This is a genomic window from Streptomyces filamentosus (genome assembly GCF_014654895.1).
GTDB lineage: Bacteria > Actinomycetota > Actinomycetes > Streptomycetales > Streptomycetaceae > Streptomyces > Streptomyces filamentosus.
The window spans coordinates 20531-35307 of sequence record NZ_BNBE01000002.1; the positions used below are offsets into that span (position 1 = coordinate 20531).

15 protein-coding genes are annotated in these 14777 nt (G+C 72.3%); 2 read left to right on the forward strand and 13 right to left on the reverse strand.

The genetic code is table 11. From position 1 onward, the window contains the following. Nucleotides 1–262: 262 nt before the first annotated feature. Nucleotides 263–1501 carry an IS701 family transposase gene (locus IE326_RS19000; protein WP_190042315.1) on the reverse strand — a complete coding sequence of 413 codons (1239 nt, stop codon included), beginning with the start codon at nucleotides 1499–1501 and terminating at the stop codon, nucleotides 263–265. A 104-nt stretch (nucleotides 1502–1605) separates the two neighbouring features. Here IE326_RS19000 and IE326_RS19005 point away from each other — a divergent pair, with 104 nt between their 5' ends. Together IE326_RS19005 and IE326_RS19015 are read left to right on the forward strand one after the other, a co-directional pair. Next, entirely contained in the window at nucleotides 1606–2352 is a 747-nt protein-coding gene (locus IE326_RS19005) for a hypothetical protein (RefSeq protein ID WP_190043407.1), read from the forward strand. A gap of 163 nt (nucleotides 2353–2515) precedes the next feature. Further along, complete coding sequence (locus IE326_RS19015) at nucleotides 2516–3130, forward strand: hypothetical protein (protein ID WP_190042316.1); 615 nt, start codon at nucleotides 2516–2518, stop codon at nucleotides 3128–3130. A gap of 88 nt (nucleotides 3131–3218) precedes the next feature. Here the strand turns inward: IE326_RS19015 and IE326_RS41480 are convergent, their stop codons facing one another. The 12 genes from IE326_RS41480 to IE326_RS19075 form a co-directional block, all read right to left on the reverse strand. Further along, nucleotides 3219–6680: a LysM peptidoglycan-binding domain-containing protein gene (locus IE326_RS41480; RefSeq protein ID WP_190042317.1), complete on the reverse strand. Its 3462-nt coding sequence runs from the start codon at nucleotides 6678–6680 to the stop codon at nucleotides 3219–3221. Nucleotides 6681–6688: 8 nt separating this feature from the next. Next, nucleotides 6689–7186, reverse strand: coding sequence for a pilus assembly protein TadG-related protein (locus tag IE326_RS19025; protein WP_190042318.1), 498 nt, complete (start codon nucleotides 7184–7186; stop codon nucleotides 6689–6691). Then, entirely contained in the window at nucleotides 7183–7665 is a 483-nt protein-coding gene (locus IE326_RS41485; protein ID WP_190042319.1) for a TadE/TadG family type IV pilus assembly protein, read from the reverse strand. The genes IE326_RS19025 and IE326_RS41485 overlap by 4 nt, the downstream gene beginning before the upstream one ends. After that, nucleotides 7662–8081, reverse strand: coding sequence for a TadE family protein (locus IE326_RS19035; RefSeq protein ID WP_190042320.1), 420 nt, complete (start codon nucleotides 8079–8081; stop codon nucleotides 7662–7664). Before IE326_RS19035 ends, IE326_RS41485 begins: the two co-directional genes overlap by 4 nt. A 24-nt stretch (nucleotides 8082–8105) precedes the next feature. Then, nucleotides 8106–8342: a hypothetical protein gene (locus tag IE326_RS19040; RefSeq protein WP_190042321.1), complete on the reverse strand. Its 237-nt coding sequence runs from the start codon at nucleotides 8340–8342 to the stop codon at nucleotides 8106–8108. A gap of 53 nt (nucleotides 8343–8395) precedes the next feature. After that, nucleotides 8396–9277, reverse strand: coding sequence for a hypothetical protein (locus IE326_RS19045; RefSeq protein ID WP_190042322.1), 882 nt, complete (start codon nucleotides 9275–9277; stop codon nucleotides 8396–8398). Next, nucleotides 9274–10185 (reverse strand): type II secretion system F family protein, encoded by a 912-nt coding sequence (locus IE326_RS19050; RefSeq protein ID WP_190042323.1) that lies wholly within the window; start codon nucleotides 10183–10185, stop codon nucleotides 9274–9276. The genes IE326_RS19045 and IE326_RS19050 overlap by 4 nt, the downstream gene beginning before the upstream one ends. Beyond that, nucleotides 10185–11522: a TadA family conjugal transfer-associated ATPase gene (locus IE326_RS19055; RefSeq protein WP_229915492.1), complete on the reverse strand. Its 1338-nt coding sequence runs from the start codon at nucleotides 11520–11522 to the stop codon at nucleotides 10185–10187. Before IE326_RS19055 ends, IE326_RS19050 begins: the two co-directional genes overlap by 1 nt. A gap of 148 nt (nucleotides 11523–11670) precedes the next feature. Continuing rightward, nucleotides 11671–12513, reverse strand: a complete 843-nt coding sequence (locus tag IE326_RS19060; RefSeq protein WP_190042324.1) for a CpaE/TadZ family protein — start codon at nucleotides 12511–12513, stop codon at nucleotides 11671–11673. Then, a complete protein-coding gene (locus IE326_RS19065; protein WP_229915493.1) occupies nucleotides 12513–13214 on the reverse strand; it encodes an SAF domain-containing protein in 702 nt (233 codons plus the stop codon). The genes IE326_RS19060 and IE326_RS19065 overlap by 1 nt, the downstream gene beginning before the upstream one ends. Before the next feature lie 77 nt (nucleotides 13215–13291). After that, on the reverse strand, nucleotides 13292–13819 hold the full coding sequence (locus IE326_RS19070; protein WP_190042325.1) for an ATP/GTP-binding protein: 528 nt from the start codon (nucleotides 13817–13819) through the stop codon (nucleotides 13292–13294). A 350-nt stretch (nucleotides 13820–14169) separates the two neighbouring features. Then, a complete protein-coding gene (locus IE326_RS19075) occupies nucleotides 14170–14706 on the reverse strand; it encodes a hypothetical protein (RefSeq protein WP_229915494.1) in 537 nt (178 codons plus the stop codon). Nucleotides 14707–14777: the final 71 nt, after the last annotated feature.

The window sequence follows — 14777 nt, forward strand, 5'->3', positions numbered from 1 at the left end:
CCGCGGCCCCCCGGGGCAGTCCCCCGCGAGTTTTCCGGCAGCCCAGCGGCATGAACGCCGGTTCGGCAGGATGGTCCTCCCGCCCGCTGACCGTCGATGGCGACCCTTCGGGCGGAGGCCCCTCGCTCCTCTTCGCCCCTAGTAGTGCTTCGTTAGGTTCTTCGTCTGGTTCTGTTGCGGGGCAGGGGTTGGCCGCAGGTGGTGCAGGTGCCGGTCCAGCACTGCAGCAGGTCCTGGAGGGTGTCGAGGACCTGGTAGAGGGTCAGGCCGGCGTGTGGGCTTTTGGGGCGAGCCGCCGCAGGGTGAGGAAGGCCTGGGCGGCGGTGACGAGGGTGACGTGGTGGTGCCAGCCGCGCCAGGAGCGGCCCTCGAAGTGGTCCAGCCCGAGGCCGTGCTTGAGCTCGCGGTAGTCGTGCTCGATCCGCCAGCGCATCTTCGCCCAGCGGACCAGGTCGGCGACCGGGGTGGTGGCGGGCAAGTTCGAGATCCAATAGCCCGTCGGCGCGTCCTGACCGTCAGGCCACTCGACCAGGAGGGTCCGGGCGGGCAGGACACCGTCCCACCGGGTGCGGCCGCCGCCCGCCTGTTGGGCCGCGGCCAGGGACTGCTTGCCCGCCGGCCGGACGGTCAGGACGGCGAACCGCGAGGTCATCGGGCCTTTGCTGCCCTGCCGCCAGGTGACCTCGGTGAACTGTCCCGCACCGGTTTCCTCCGCGAGAACACTGACGGCTCGGGGCGGGGTGCGGTAGCGGGGCAGGGTCGGCGGTCCGAGCCCGCCGTAGGCGGGCCGGTGCGGCTCGGCCTCTTCGGCATGAGCGACTTCCTTGCCGGTCAGCGCGAGGACATAGGACAGCCCGCGTTCCTCCAGACCGGTCCGGAACGGGGTGCTGACGCCGTAGCCCGCGTCGGCGACCACCACCGGCACCTCCACCTCCCAACCGGCGAGCGTGTCGAGCATGCCGAGCGCCAGGCGCCACTTCTCCTGGTGGGCCATGGCTTCGTCCGGCACCCCGGCCCTGTGGCAGCGGTCCGGCTCCTCCGTCCACTCCCGCGGCAGATACAGCTGCCAGTCCAGCGGGCAGGACGCGGTGTCGGTGGCGGCGTGGACACTGACCGCGACCTGGCAGTTCGCCCGTTTCCCTAGCGCTCCGCAGTACTGCCGGGCCACCCCGACCGAAGCGGTGCCGCACTTGGGGAACGACACATCGTCGATCACCCACACCTCCGGGCGGATCGCCCGGCTCAGCCGTTCGGCGATCCGGCGCCGCACCGGCAGCGGATCCCACGGCGACTGGTTCACGAACTGCTGCAGGGCCTGCATGTTCCCGTCCGGCAGCCGCTCGGCCATCGGCTGGACCGACTTGCGCCGCCCGTCCAGCATCAGGCCCCGCAGATAACACCCGCCCCACCGCCGCTGATCCCGCCGCGGCAACGAGGCGAACACATCGGCAACGAACTCCGATATCTCACCCCGGAGCCGTTCCACCTCCCCCAACCTCATGACCAGAAGATGCCCACCACCAGCCAAGATCACCCAACGTAACGAAGCACTACTAGGCCATTTCGTTCGGATCTTGCGAGGCTTGTCATACTTCCCGAGTGGAGATGCAAGCCGAGGAAGCAGCGCGGCGTTGGCTGGCTGATCAGGGCATCCGCCAGATGGGCGACGGGTGGGTGAGCGACGAGAAGCCGGACGTGTTGCTCACCGCCAACCAGGTGGCGCAGTCCTGGGCCGGCGATGTGTTCGCCGAAGACCTGGATGCAGCTGACCAGCTGCGGTTGGCCTTCGGGCTGCTGGACCTCCTCGACGACTACTGGGTCACGTGCGAGATCCGGTTCGCGAACGACGACGCGGAGTGCCCCCTGCCGGCCGACGCGCTGTGGGACGGCTACCGTCAGCGGCTGGAGGCGGACCGGGACGCCGAGGCCGTCACCTACTCGCTGTGGGTGGACTGGTTCGAGGACCACACCACTTCCGCGACGGCCTTCGCCGAGGTCCTCGGCAACGACATCGACCGCGTGGTGGCCGAGCGATCGGAAGCCCTGCTCCGCCGAGCCCGTAGCGTTCTGGAATGTTCAGGCCCGGTGTGCTGGACGGTGAAGGAGCCGACGTACCGCACCGCCATGCGGCTTCCCGCCCTGCACGCGGCCGTCTTCCGCGGCCTCCTGACGAGCTTCCAGGACGTCTACGGTGACCTGGAACCGGCTGCCGCACTGGCCATCCTTGACCAGCTGGATCTCCCCCCGAACACCCAGCACCTTGCCCAACTGCGCCACGTACTCGCCGCCGGGCACAAGAACCACTACCGCAGCCCCGGCGCCTGGGACGATGCGGCTCGCTCCTGCTCCTGAGCCGTGGGCCTGGCAGACCACAGAAAGATGCCGGCGACGTAGAGTCCGGCCAGGTAGATGGTTGCGGTCTTGTCGTAGCGGGTGGCTATGCCACGCCACTGCTTCAAGCGGTTGATGCACCGCTCGACACCTGCGTACGGCCAGCGGGCGTTACGAGGAGGAGATGGAAGCCCACCTGCTGACTCTGGAGGACGTCGAGCGCGCTCAGGCCGAGGCCCGGATCCTGCGCCGGCGGCTGCACGCGCAGGGCCGGCACGATGAGACGGTCGTACTGGAGCAGACGCAGGCCCAGCCGGTCTCCTTCGAGGAACTGGTGCAGCGGCTCGGCGAGCTGGAGCACGTCCTGGTGACCGCCGACCTCGCCCTCACCCAGTCCCTTGACGACCACGAGCTCGCGCGGACCTGGGCTGCGAAGGCGTGGCAGGGCCTGCGCTCGCTCGACTCGTACGCGGAGGCGCAGAAGGACGGGCTGGTCAACGGCGGGTACTTCCAGTTCTGCCTGACCACCCCGGTGGCCAGCGCCCGGATCTTCCCCGTGAAGCAGATCGCGATGGGCGAGACCGAGGCGACGAAAACCACCTGGGGGGACGAGCGGATCTTCCCTGCCCCCAGCAAGCTCGACCCGCGGGGCCGGATGCAGATGGAGGCGCACCTCAAGCTCGGGTCGAAGGGATCGGTCTCGCCCCGGATCTACTTCTACGACGACAGCCGGGGAATCACGGGGAAGATCGTGGGCGGCTACATCGGGCCCCATCTGACCAACCGCAAGACCAGCTGATCTCCTTCGCTGCGGCCCACCGTCGCGGACAGAAAAGCGCCGGCCCCTGTACGGGGGCCGGCGCTTGGCGTGTCGACGGCGGACCGGGTCAGGCGGTGCGGCGGACGATCTGTTCGTAGATGGCTTCGGTCTCGGGTTCGGTGCTGACGTCGAGGCGGCGGTTGATGGTGAGGAGGGTGGTGTAGGCGGTGTGGACGGCTTCGCGGTTGCCGGCCTGGTCCTCGATGCGCATCCAGTCCTGGTAGAGGAGTTCGGCGCTGTCGTCGATGCTGAGGCCGTGGCGGACGGCGCGGCGGGCGGCGTCGAGGTCGGGGCGGGGGCCGGCGCGGTGCCAGGTGGCGAGGGTGTGGGCGGTGTCGGTGATGCGGACGAGGATCTCCTGGTGGTGGACGGCGGCCCAGGCGGGCGGGGTGCCGCCGAAGGGGACGCCGCGGACGAGTGCGAGGGCGGCTTCGAGGTCGGCGATGCCGGTGGAGGGGCCCTTCTTCAGGCCGCGTTCGGCGAGGTGGGTGAAGCGGTGCCAGTCGCAGCGGACCTTCGGGGAGAGCCGGTAGATGCCGGTGCGGTCGCGCGGGAGGTAGAGCGCGCCGTCGGCGTCGGCGCCCAGGCTGTTGCGGAGCTGGGAGATCCTGGTCTGAAGGGTGGCCGTGCCCCAGGGCTTGCGGGGGTCCATCGCCTCGCGGACGGTGTCGGGCTGGCCGGGCTTGAAGTAGAGGTAGGCGGCGAGCTGGGCGAGCTTGGGGCCGTGGCCGGACGCCTGGATGCCGGTGACCGCGACCGGACCGAGGATCTGGACCTCGGGGGCATGCAGATCGACCGCGGTGTCCGGAGCGTCCCCGGCGGGGATCGGCGCCGGGGAGTCAGTGGGGGCTGCGGCGCCGGCGGGAGGGGCCGCCGGCTCGGGGGCTGCGGCTGAACTCGTCTTCTGCGGCGCGGCGCCATCCTCGCCGTCCTGCTTGTTCTCTTCCTCTCCCCCGCCAGCGGCGGCCGGGTCCTCGCCTCCTGGGCGGGCCGCGGCGGCTTCAGTGCTGCCCTCGGCCGCTTCCGGCTTGGGCTCCTGGTCGTCGGCCTGCTCAGGCTCCTCGTCATCCTGCTCGGTGGGGAGCGGGGGGACGGGGGCGAGGGGGCGGGTGGTGGTGAAGGCGGCGAAGGGAGTGAGGGGGACGTCGGCGGGGTCGGTGTCGCCGTGGGCGGTGATGGTCACTTCGATGGGGGCGGGCGGGACGTGGGTCCAGGGTTCTTCGGCGGGCTGGGCGGGTTGTTCGGCCTGGCGCAGGAGGTCGGCGAACGCCTGGTAGTCGGCTTCGGGGAGGGACTGGACGATCAGGTCGGCGCCGAGGGTTTCGACGTGCTGAGGGTTGGTGGTGCCGACGGCGAGCTGGACGGCGTCGTCGAAGGCGCCGAACGCGCCGGCGGTTCCCTGGGCTGGGAGGACGAGGGCGACGGGCAGTTCGCGGGCGGCGGTGAGGGTGTCGGCCAGGAGCCGGGCCTCGTCCTCCTCTATGGCGGCGGCGCAGACCAGGGTCCAGGGCATGCGGGGCGGGGCGGCGTCGCCGTCGGCTTCCTGGCGCTGTTCCAGGAGGAGTTCGGCGAGGTCGGCGCGGGCGGCGGCGAGGTGCGGGGCGGTGCGGAGCCGGTTCTGGGGGAGGAGGTGGGGCAGTTCGTCGCCGAGGCCGACGGTGATGATCTCGGCGTGGTCGCTCCAGGTGCTGGTCGCGGCTTCGAGGGCGAGGACGCGGGCGGTGTCGCGGACGGCGGTGGGGCTGCCGTCGAGGAGGAGGACGCGGGAGGTGTTGAGGTTGATCAGGAGGTGGTTTCCGTCGGGGTCGGTGCCGAGGGTGACCAGGCCCGGGTAGGGGGCGGGGATGTCTGCGGTGGTGTCGGGGTCGAGGAGGTCCTGGGTGCGGTCCAGGGCCCAGCGGCCCGGGTCCTCGGAGAGGAAAGGCGCCAGAGCCTCGTCCCTGGCCGCAGGCTCTTCGCCGGGCGGGAGCAGCTCGTCGTCATCGCTGCCGTCGTTCTGTTCTTGTGCGGGAGGGAGAGCGAGCGGGTCGGTGTCGGCGGGGAGGAGGAGTTCGACGGTGCGGGCGGTGATCCTCGCGCCGGTCGCGGCGGGCAGGGGGACGCCTTGCTGGGCGGCGTGGTGGGCGAGGGTCCGCAGGGCGAGGTCGAGGAGCTGGAGGCTGCCGGGTTCGGCGGTCGCGTGGAGGGCCTGCTCGGCGGCTTCGTTGTCGACGGGGGCGGGCAGCTGGCCGGGCTTGCGGCGGCGGCGCTGGAGCAGGCGCAGGGTGCCGAGGACGGCGAGGAAACCGCCGGCGGCGAGCATCCCGATCCCCGCTGTCTCGGAGAGCAGCGCGCCGTCGGTGTCTTCGTCCTTCACGGCCGGGGCCACCGGTTCGGCTGCCGGGGAAGGAACGGCCGAAGGCGTCGTGGTCGCGGTGTCCGGGCGGGTGGTAGGCGCGGCTGGGGCCGGCTTCTCGACCGCAGGGGCGGTGCGGGCGGGAGCGGGGGTTGTTGTGCGGGCGGGAGCCGGGGACCCGGTCGGCTTGGCGGATGGTGTCGGCGCCGGCACGGTCTGAGCAGGCTTCACCGGAGCCGGCTTCGCGGTGTCCGCCGGCTTCGCCGGGGCTGGGGGCGTGGTGGTGTCGCCCGGCGGGGTGGCGGCGGGGATGGTGAGTTTCCAGCCGGTGTGGATGTCGTCGGGGTCGGTCAGGGTTCCGCCGTCGGCCTGGGGCTTGTTCTTGTTGGCGGCGAAGATTTCGGTGTAGCGGTCGCCGTCGCCGAGCTGGGTTTCGGCGACCTCCCAGAGGCTGTCGCCGGCGCTCACCGTGTAGGTGTCGGTCTGCGGGGCCGGGGCCGGGACGGCGTCGACATGGGGGGTGTCGGGCAGGCTCAGGGTCCAGCCGGGCCGGATGGGGGCATCGGCGTGGAAGACCGTGCCGTCGGTCATGGTGCGGCCCTCGTTGGCGTCGGCGATCTTCGTGTACAGCGCGCCGTCGCCGTACAGGAGCTCCGCGATCGACCACAGGCTCTCGGCCGGGCGGACGGCGCGGACGGTGTAGGTCTGCTCGGTCTTCTTCTCCGCGGCCGCGGTCTGCGGGGCGGCGGGAGTCTGGCCGTCCGCGGTGGCTGGTGCCGAGACCGCGGCGGGGGCGGCGGGGGTGGAGGCGAGGGCGGGGGCGGCGGAGGCGAGGGTGCTGGAGGCGAAGGCGACGAGGATGCCGCTGACGAGGGTGCCTGCGGCGCGCTGGGACAGGCGCAGGCCGGGCAGGCGGGGGGCGGTGCGGCCGCGGAGCTGGGCGGGGAGTTCCACCAGCAGCGACAGCACGAACATGGCCCATGCGGTCCAGCCGACCGCGACGAGGGCGAGGAGGAATGCGGCGCCGGTGTCGGTGCGGGTGAGCAGGTGGGAGAAGGCGTCGGTGCCCGGTCCCCAGAGGGAGGCGGTGGCCTGGGCGAGGATCCAGGGCAGGCCGGCGGTGACCGCGGCCAGGGCGGCCAGGCAGGCCAGGGCGCGCGGGAGGCGTCTGGCGCGGGAGCGGGTGGCGGGCATCGGCGGCTCTAGTCCTTCTGGGGTTGGGTGGTGCCGTGCAGGAGGGTGGCGGTGCTGGTGGCGGTGACGGTCCAGGTCTTGGGGACGAACCGGCCGCGGTAGCTTCCGGTGGCGTGGATCTCGATGCGCCGGCCGCCGTCGGTGACGGCGACGGTGCCGCGGACTCCGGCGCGGGCGAGGTAGGCGCGGGCGGCGGCGGAGGCGGCGTGGGGGTCGGCGACGACGGCTTCGCCGGTGGCGGCCTTCGCTGGGTCGATGGCCTGCGCGGCGGCGCGGGCGGCTTCGGTGGCGACGGCGTCGGTGCGCTCGTGCGCGCGGGAGACCCCGAAGGCGTCGACAGCGAACAGGCCGCCGAGCAGGAGCAGCGGGACGGTGACGATGGCGACGAACGGGGAGACCGCCCCTCGGTCGTCCGTGAACCGCTGGCCCCGGCGCCTGCAAGGCCCGGCGCACAGACTGGCTTGAGGGCAGGGGCGGCGTCGGGTGTGGGGGTGGGTGGTGGTCATCCGCGTCCTCGGTAGGTGTCGACGACGGAGGTGAAGGAGGCGGTCATGGTCCGCACGCCGGGGCCGCCGCCCAGGATGAGGAGGTCGCCGATCGGGACGCGGCACGAGACGGTGACGGTGACGGTGGACGTCTCCCCCTGGGTGGCGGCGAGTCCGCTGGTGGAGGCGCGGACGCTGCTGGAGGTGCAGGGCTGGTCGTCCTGCGCGAGGACGGCGGCGGCCGCCTGCTGGGCGGCGGACTGCCCGGCGGCGGGGGTGCGTTCGAGGGAGGCGGCGCGGGCGGCGGCCTGGGCGGCGGCGTCCACGGTCTGCCCGGCCAGGGACAGACGGGCGCCGGCGAGGACGACGAGGGCGAGCGCGAGGAGCAGGGGTACGACGACGACCGCCTCGATCGCGGCGTCGCCCCGGTCTCCCCGCAGCCGGCCGGCCAGGGCCGGACGCCGACACGGGCGCGGGTGCGGGCCGGGGTGTCTGGTCATCGGTCGTCTCCCGCGGTGGTCCACTGCTCGATCGGCCCGGACGCGGCGGAGCTGACGGAGATGCTTTTCAGGCCGGGGACGAGGGAGACGGCCTGGCCCTCGACGCGGATGCTCATGCGGTCGCGGGTGGTGCCGGCGGTGGAGACGGACACGCTGGTGAGGAGGTTGCCGCCGAGGTCGGCGGTGGCTTTGCGGGCCTTGGCGGCGCCGTCGCCGGGCCCGGCCCCGTACATGCGGCCCGCGGAGACGCCTTCGCGGGCGGCGGTGGCGACGGCGTTGTGGGCCCAGGCGATGGTGAAGCCCTGCACGATGCCGAAGATGATGAGGATGACGACCGGGAAGATGATCGCCACCTGGATGGGGGCGGATCCGCGGTCGAGGTCGTGCTGGGCGGGCAGGAGGCTGCGGAGGGACATGATGGCGTCTCGATCCCTCTCGGGTCAGCCGCCGAGGATGCCGGAGAGCTTGCCGTTGGCGCGGCCGTAGGCGGCGGCGAGGCCGCCGGCGATGAGGAGCGCTCCGGCGACCGCCGCGACGATGATGACGACGGTGGAGATGGGGCTGTCGCCGCGGTCGTCACCGTCCCTGACTTCCTGCTGGAGGGTCTGCAGGCGGGAGCGGAGCGCGCCGGCGGTGACGGTGAGGGCGGCCTGGGCGTAGAGGAGCGGGCTCTTCACGGTGGTGGTCCTTCCGGTTCGGGCGGCCCCGTCGGGCGGGGCCTGGGGCGGGGTCAGATGGAGAAGATGTTGAGGACGGCCGGGAACGCCATGGCGATCATGACGATGACCGCCAGCAGCGCCGCGGGGGTGTGGAGCTTCTCGCTGTCGGCGTTCGCGCGGGCCGCGTCCGCGGTGAGCAGCTCGGTGGTGAGGGCCTTGGAACGGTTGCGCAGGGTGGCGTAGACGGCGGCGCCGTCGTCGGAGGACAGGCGCATGATGTCGGCGGTCTCGGTCAGGACCGGCAGCTTGAGCTGGGTGCCGAGTTCGTCGAGTGCGGCCCAGGGTGAGGACTTCTCGGTGCGGGCGCGCAGGAGGGCTTCCTGGATCCGGGCGAACGCCCACCCCTGGCCAATGCGGGCGGCGTCTTCGAGGGCCTGGTCGGGAGCGCGGTTGCACATCACCCGGTTGGCGACCAGTTCCATCCACGCGGCGGCCGCGTGCGCGAACTCGGTGCGGGCCTTGGCCGCTTCGGCCCTGACTGCCCAGTCCGGGACGAGCCACAAGACGGGGGCGAGCAGGATGCCGGCGATGCCGGGGATGAACAGGGGCACGGACAGGCCCATCAGGACCCAGCCGATCGCGGGGACGAGCGGGACGAGCAGCCCGAGCAGGGCGAGGGCGACCTTGTTGGTGACGAACTGTTCCGGGGACTGCGCGAGCAGGTCGAGGTCGGCCCGCGGGAGCCGGAGGCGTTCGGCGAGCCGCCCGGCCCACGCCCCGCCCAGCAAAGAGGCCGAGGTGGGGGCCGGCTGCTGGCCGGGGCGCAGCGGGGGCGGGTCGAGGCGGCGCAGGGCGGGGCCCAGGCGGGGTGCGGAGGGGATGATCTCGCGGACGAGGAGGGCGATGCCGCCGCCGACGGCGGCGCCGCAGGTGACGAGGACGGTCTGGCTCACGGGCCCTCCACCGGCTGGGGCTGCTTGACGCGGCTGCGGGGGTCGTTGACCAGGAACCGCGGGACGGGGGTGTGGCTGGCGAGTTTCCGGGTCCACCACAGCACCGCGGCGAACGCCGCACCCAGCAGGGCGAGGACGAGCTGCCCGAGGGCGGTGGCGTAGGGGGCGGTGTAGGGGATGAGGAAGCCGGCCAGGACCAGGGCGGCGCAGATCAGGGTCATGGAGCGCATGGCAGTCCGGGACTTGGCGCGGTCGGCCTCGATCTTGCGGCGAGTGGCGACCTCCTCACGCAGCTGGGCGGAGGTGTCCTCCAGGACCTGCGCGAGGCCGGGCCCTTGGTCGACCGCGGACAGGATGAGCGCGGCGCAGACCTTGTCGGCGATGACGTCGTCGAGACGGCCGGCGAAGTCGCGCAGCGCTTCCTCGGGGGACCATCCGGCTTTGATCTTGTCGGCGAGTTCGGCGATCTCCTCGGTGAGCACGGCCGGCGGGTTCTTCCGGCTGGTGACCAACGCGTTCCCCAGGGCCGGGCCCAAACGGAGGATCTCAGACAGACGCTGGGTCCACTCGGCGAGCGCCTCCAGCTTCACGATCCGGGCCTTACCACCCGACCCGGCGTCAAGAAGCCACGGGACACCGACCACACCAGCGCCCAGGAGCAGAGCGGCGACGAACACGCCGGAGACGAACCACACCACCAGGAACGTCGCTCCGGCGGCGGTGAGCAGGGCGCGGCGGCGGGCCGCCTCCCGCTGCCCGCCAGGGCCGCCGGTCCACGCGGTGCGCAGCCGGGAGACCGGGCCAGTGCCGGGGATCTTGGGGGCGGTCGTGCCGATGGTCGCGACGACCGCGGCCAGCACGCCGCCGGCCAGCAGCGCACCGCACAGGGTCCACCACAAAGCTCCCATCACACACCCCCCGCCCAGGCGTGAACGCCCGGCTGGTCGAGGAGATGGGAGGCGAAGCCAGCCAGCTCCAGGCGGCGCCGCGAGCGCGGGGAGAGCGGGGCCGCGGGAACGGCACGCAGGTCGGCTTCGGAAGCGGGGCGGAAGATCTCGTTGTAGGCGGGACGGCCGTTCTCCCCGATGCCGGTGATCTCCCAGATGTGGGAGACCAGGCGGCGCGGGACGGGCCCGGACTCGTCGACGGACATGAAGACGACGAAGTGCAGGCCGTTGGCGATCTGCCGGTAGGCGAGCTGCTCGGAGAAGTTCCCGCGGGCCAGGAGGTAGAGCTCGGCGATGCGGTCGAAGACGACGTGCGGCTCGGAGGCGTGCATCGTGCACATCGAGCCGGGCCGGTCGCTGGTCAGCGCCTGCATCATCGCGGTGATCTCCGGCCCGCGGACCTCACCGACCACGACGCGCTTGAGCGACATGCGCTTCGCCCGGTACATCAGATCCAGCAAGGTGATCTCGCCGACCGGCCGGCCGTCGACCCGCTCGCCGTTGGACTCCCTCGCCTCCATCGGCACCACCTGCGTGTGGTAGCCGTTCTGGTGCGCCCACAGCTCGAACTCGGTCTCGATCGTGCCGAACCGCTCGTGCTGCGGGATCTCCCGCAGCAGCGCCCGCATCAGCGTCGTCTTCCCGCTGCTCTGCTCGCCGACGACGATCACGTTGCGGCGGGCCCGGACACAGGCGCGCAGCAGGCCCGCGATCGTGGTGTCCATGGCGCCGGCCGTGACGAGGTCGTCGAGGGTGGCGTTCTGCAGGCGGTGGCGGCGGATCGTGACGAACGTCCGCTCGCCGGTGATCTCCGGGTGCAGAGCCTGGAGACGGGAGCCGTCCGGCAGGCGCAGCGCGACGTCCGGGCTCGCGGTGGAGAACGTCCGGCCGGACTGCCCGCTGTTGCGGATCAGGTCCCGCACCAGCTCCTGGAGTTCCTCCTCGGACTCCGCGACCGGATCGGCCTCCACCGGCTCACCGTCACCGGAGTACTTCAGGTGGACCCGGTCGTGGCCGTTGATCCAGATGTCCTCGACCCCGGGATCGTCCAGGTAGCGCTGGAGACGGCCCGAACGGAAGAGCATGTCGAAGACGAGAGCGGCGAGCTGCTCCTCCTCCGCCTGCGTCACCGGGCGGACCTGACGGGCCGCGTCACCCCACACCGCGACCAGCTCGCTGATCAGCGCCCGGGCCCGCTGCTCCCGCACCTTCCCGGCCAGCGCCGGGTTCGCCTTCGCCTCGGCGAGCAGCTGGTCGTTGACCCGCCGCTTCATCTCGCCGGCGGCCTTCGCATCCACCCGTACCCGCGGCGCGAGCCGGGGGTCCCCGGCCGGTGCAGTGCCGGGCGCAGGCAGCCTGTGAGCGGAAAGCGCCACCCCGTAAGGGGCCGTGGCAGCAGGCCGGGCGGGGGCCAAGGGCTGGGGAACAGGGGCGGGGTGGATCGGTTCAGCTCGCACGGATGCCTCCGTTCAGCAGCCGCTGCTGAAGCGGGGAGGCCAGGCGTGCCTGCCGGGTGGCGACGTGCTGGCGGATCGGGGTGGTCGCGTCGAGAGCGGCGCTCATCAGCTTCGACCGCATGAACTTGCTGTTCTCCGGGGCGCCGTCGGACAGGACAGCTGCCTCCTCGGGCCGGTACGGCAGGGTGGCGACGACACGGACGCCAAGCTCGGCCTCGGCCTCCCGCACCCCGTACGCGCCTTGGGTGATGAGGATGAGGCCCAGGGCGCCGGCGCCGCGGCCGGACTCGCCGTCCAGCTGGGCGCGCAGCGTCCTGATGCGGGTGGCGGCGGCGTGGAAGCCGCGCAGGGTGCCGCGCACGACGAGCAGGACGGCGTCCGCGCGCAGGGCGAGGATGCCGGAGGGGCCGTAGGCGCCGGAGCGGCCGAGGTCGACCAGGACGTCGTGCCCGTGCTTCTCGATCCCGGCGAACAGGTCGGCGAGCTGCCCCCACACCGGTCCCAGCCCGGGGGCCTGATCGGGAGAGGTCAGGCCGGGCAGCAGGAGCCGGTTGCGGCCGCTGTTCTTCCCGCCGTCGTCCAGGACGAGCAGCTGGGGCCAGAACGCGTCGACCAGGTCCTGGGTCCGCGAGGACAGGGTCAGGTTGCGCAGGCCCCGGTCGGCTGGAGCGTCGCCGCGCAGCGCGCCGGCGAGGATGGCGCCGCCGTCCGGGTCGCACTCGGCCAGCACCACCCGGCGTCCCTCCTCCAGCGGCCAGGTCCGCAGCAGCGCGAGCGCGGTGGTCGTCGCGCCGGGGGCGCCGGGCAGGCCCGCCAGGGCGATGACGGCCATCACGAGCCTCCCGGAGAGTCGACGACGAGAGCGACGTCGCCGGTCGCGGCCTGCGCCGCGAGGACGGCACCGAACTGGGAGGGCACAGCGACATCGACGACGGTGTCGCCGGTGGTGGCCTGCTTCTCCCCCACCTTCACGATCCGGGCAGCGATCTCCACCGGCGCCGGCCGCTTGCCGTCCTCACCGGCGATCTGCCCCTCGGCGGGGGTGGCGACCACGAGGACCTTGTCCCCCGGGGACAGGCGGGTCGCGGGCATCTGCGACGCCTTCAGCCCGATACCGACGAGCCGCTCGCCCGCCTTCACCAGCGTCCGGGAGGTGGCCTGCCCCTGGGTGAGGAGCGAGCCCGGGGTGAGAGCGACCGCGGCGCGCTTGCCGACGACCTTGTCACGCTCGGCGGCGAGGACCGGCTTGAGAGCGGCATCGAGCTGGACCTGGGCCTCGATCAGATCGGCGTCCTTGATGACGTCACCGGCCTGTACCGGGCGGGCGACCGCGAGGACCGGGGTCCGCTCCCCCGTCGCCTGGAACGCGAGGAACCCGCCGCTGCCGCCGGCCGCGATCAGCGCGATCGCGAGCGCGTACATGCCGGGACGCCGGCGGCGGGCCCTGAACCCGACCACGGCGCCGGGGATCTGCGGGGGCCCCTGCTGGGCGGGCACCTGCCCGGCGGCTGGGGGAACAGCGGTCTTGCTCACGGTCTTTCGCCTCTCCTGAAGGAAACGAGAACGCGCGGGAACGAGGAAGTAGAAAAGGGGGGTGCGGGAGCGCTCGGTCAGCTGCTGCCGACGGCCTGGAGCTCACCGACACGGACATCGACCGTGCTCTGCCGGGTCTGGGTGATCTGCCCGGACTGACCGGTCGTCGCCTGCCAGTCGACGCTCCACGTCGACGTCGCCACCACGTGGTACGGGCCGGTGAGGGACGGCTGGGCATAGCGGTGGCCGCAGTCGGGGGACGGCTTCTTGCCGTAGGCGGCCTTGTAGGGGGTGCCGGGAGTGGTGCAGGTGACGGTCTTCCCGTCACCCATCTGCCACACGATCTTCCGCACCTTCGCCGTCGCCGTGACAGTGATCCCGCCCGCGGACGCCGAGGCCGTGTTCGGGCCGTAGGTCTCCGGACCGCGCTCGGTCCACATGTAGACCGGCATCCCTACCAGACCCAGGCCGCCCGGCTTCGGGACGATTCCGATCTGCGGGCCTCGCAGGACCATCTGGTCGACGGCCCGCTGGGCCAACACGGCAGGATCGACGGCCGGGACCACCGGGCCGGCGGCGCCGCCCACGAACGTCTCGGTGAGCATGGTCGAGCCCCCGCTCGAATCGAAGTACCGGCAGGTCCGGATGTAGAGGACGGCGCCCTTGGCGGGGTCCTGGCCCTCCCAGACGTCGCTGCCGGCGTCCGGCTGGGGATCGACCTTCTCCGCTGGGGTGCACTCTGGCGGTTTCGGCTTTGGCCCCTTGCCTCCGCCTCCTCCCCCGGCATTACCGCCGCCTTTTCCACCGCCCGACCCGGGAACGGTCACCTCCACGCCGCAAGAGAACAAGGTGCAGTTGCCATTGGCGGACCCGTCAGGACCGCTCGCGCGAGCGGTCAGGGAAGGGAGAGCAGCAGTGCTCAGCACGAGGAGTGCGGTTGTCGCTGCTCTGCGGGTCAGCACTTCTTCCCCTGCGGCTCATCGGCGATGACGACCCACCCCTTGTCCCACTTCTCGACGGTCGCCTTGATGACGTACCGAAGGAGCCGGTTGGCTGGCAGGGTGGCGGGCTTGCCTGTGTCGCTGTGGATGGTCTGCCACTGGGTGATGTCCATGCAGCTGGAGATCACGACCTTGGGAACCTTCCGGTCGAGGTCCGCGCTGATCGCCGTCGGGTTGCCGACGATGATGTTGCCGGTGGTCACCAGCCCCTTCTTGTGGAAGTCCTTGGCATCCCGTTCGACCTGGTACTGCGCAACGGCGGCGGCGTACTTCTTCAGGTCGCCAGCCTTGTCGGTCTTGTCGGCGTAGCGCTTCTCCACTTCTCTCCAGTGGGAGAGGTAGGTGGCGATCGCTTCCTTCTTCGCGGCCTCGGCCGGGTCGGCAGGCGTCGGGGTCGGGGTGGGTTCGGGGGCCGTGGTGGTGGTCTGGGCGGGGGTGGTGGCGGGCGGCTTCGGGGAGGCCGGCTCATTGCTGGTGCAGCCGACCGCCATAACGGCGACCGTGCACGCCAATGTGATTTTTCGCCACTGCTTCCGGTTGTTCGTGCGGGTCACTCTCGCCT

What these genes read in the sequence shown, in the direction of transcription:
- IE326_RS19000 (WP_190042315.1), bottom strand. Translation starts at nt 1,501, where the DNA reads ATGAGGTTGGGGGAGGTGGAACGGCTCCGGGGTGAGATATCGGAGTTC.
- IE326_RS19005 (WP_190043407.1), top strand. Translation starts at nt 1,606, where the DNA reads ATGCAAGCCGAGGAAGCAGCGCGGCGTTGGCTGGCTGATCAGGGCATC.
- IE326_RS19015 (WP_190042316.1), top strand. Translation starts at nt 2,516, where the DNA reads ATGGAAGCCCACCTGCTGACTCTGGAGGACGTCGAGCGCGCTCAGGCC.
- IE326_RS41480 (WP_190042317.1), bottom strand. Translation starts at nt 6,680, where the DNA reads ATGCCCGCCACCCGCTCCCGCGCCAGACGCCTCCCGCGCGCCCTGGCC.
- IE326_RS19025 (WP_190042318.1), bottom strand. Translation starts at nt 7,186, where the DNA reads ATGACCACCACCCACCCCCACACCCGACGCCGCCCCTGCCCTCAAGCC.
- IE326_RS41485 (WP_190042319.1), bottom strand. Translation starts at nt 7,665, where the DNA reads ATGACCAGACACCCCGGCCCGCACCCGCGCCCGTGTCGGCGTCCGGCC.
- IE326_RS19035 (WP_190042320.1), bottom strand. Translation starts at nt 8,081, where the DNA reads ATGTCCCTCCGCAGCCTCCTGCCCGCCCAGCACGACCTCGACCGCGGA.
- IE326_RS19050 (WP_190042323.1), bottom strand. Translation starts at nt 10,185, where the DNA reads ATGGGAGCTTTGTGGTGGACCCTGTGCGGTGCGCTGCTGGCCGGCGGC.
- IE326_RS19060 (WP_190042324.1), bottom strand. Translation starts at nt 12,513, where the DNA reads ATGGCCGTCATCGCCCTGGCGGGCCTGCCCGGCGCCCCCGGCGCGACG.
- IE326_RS19070 (WP_190042325.1), bottom strand. Translation starts at nt 13,819, where the DNA reads ATGCTCACCGAGACGTTCGTGGGCGGCGCCGCCGGCCCGGTGGTCCCG.
- IE326_RS19075 (WP_229915494.1), bottom strand. Translation starts at nt 14,706, where the DNA reads ATGGCGGTCGGCTGCACCAGCAATGAGCCGGCCTCCCCGAAGCCGCCC.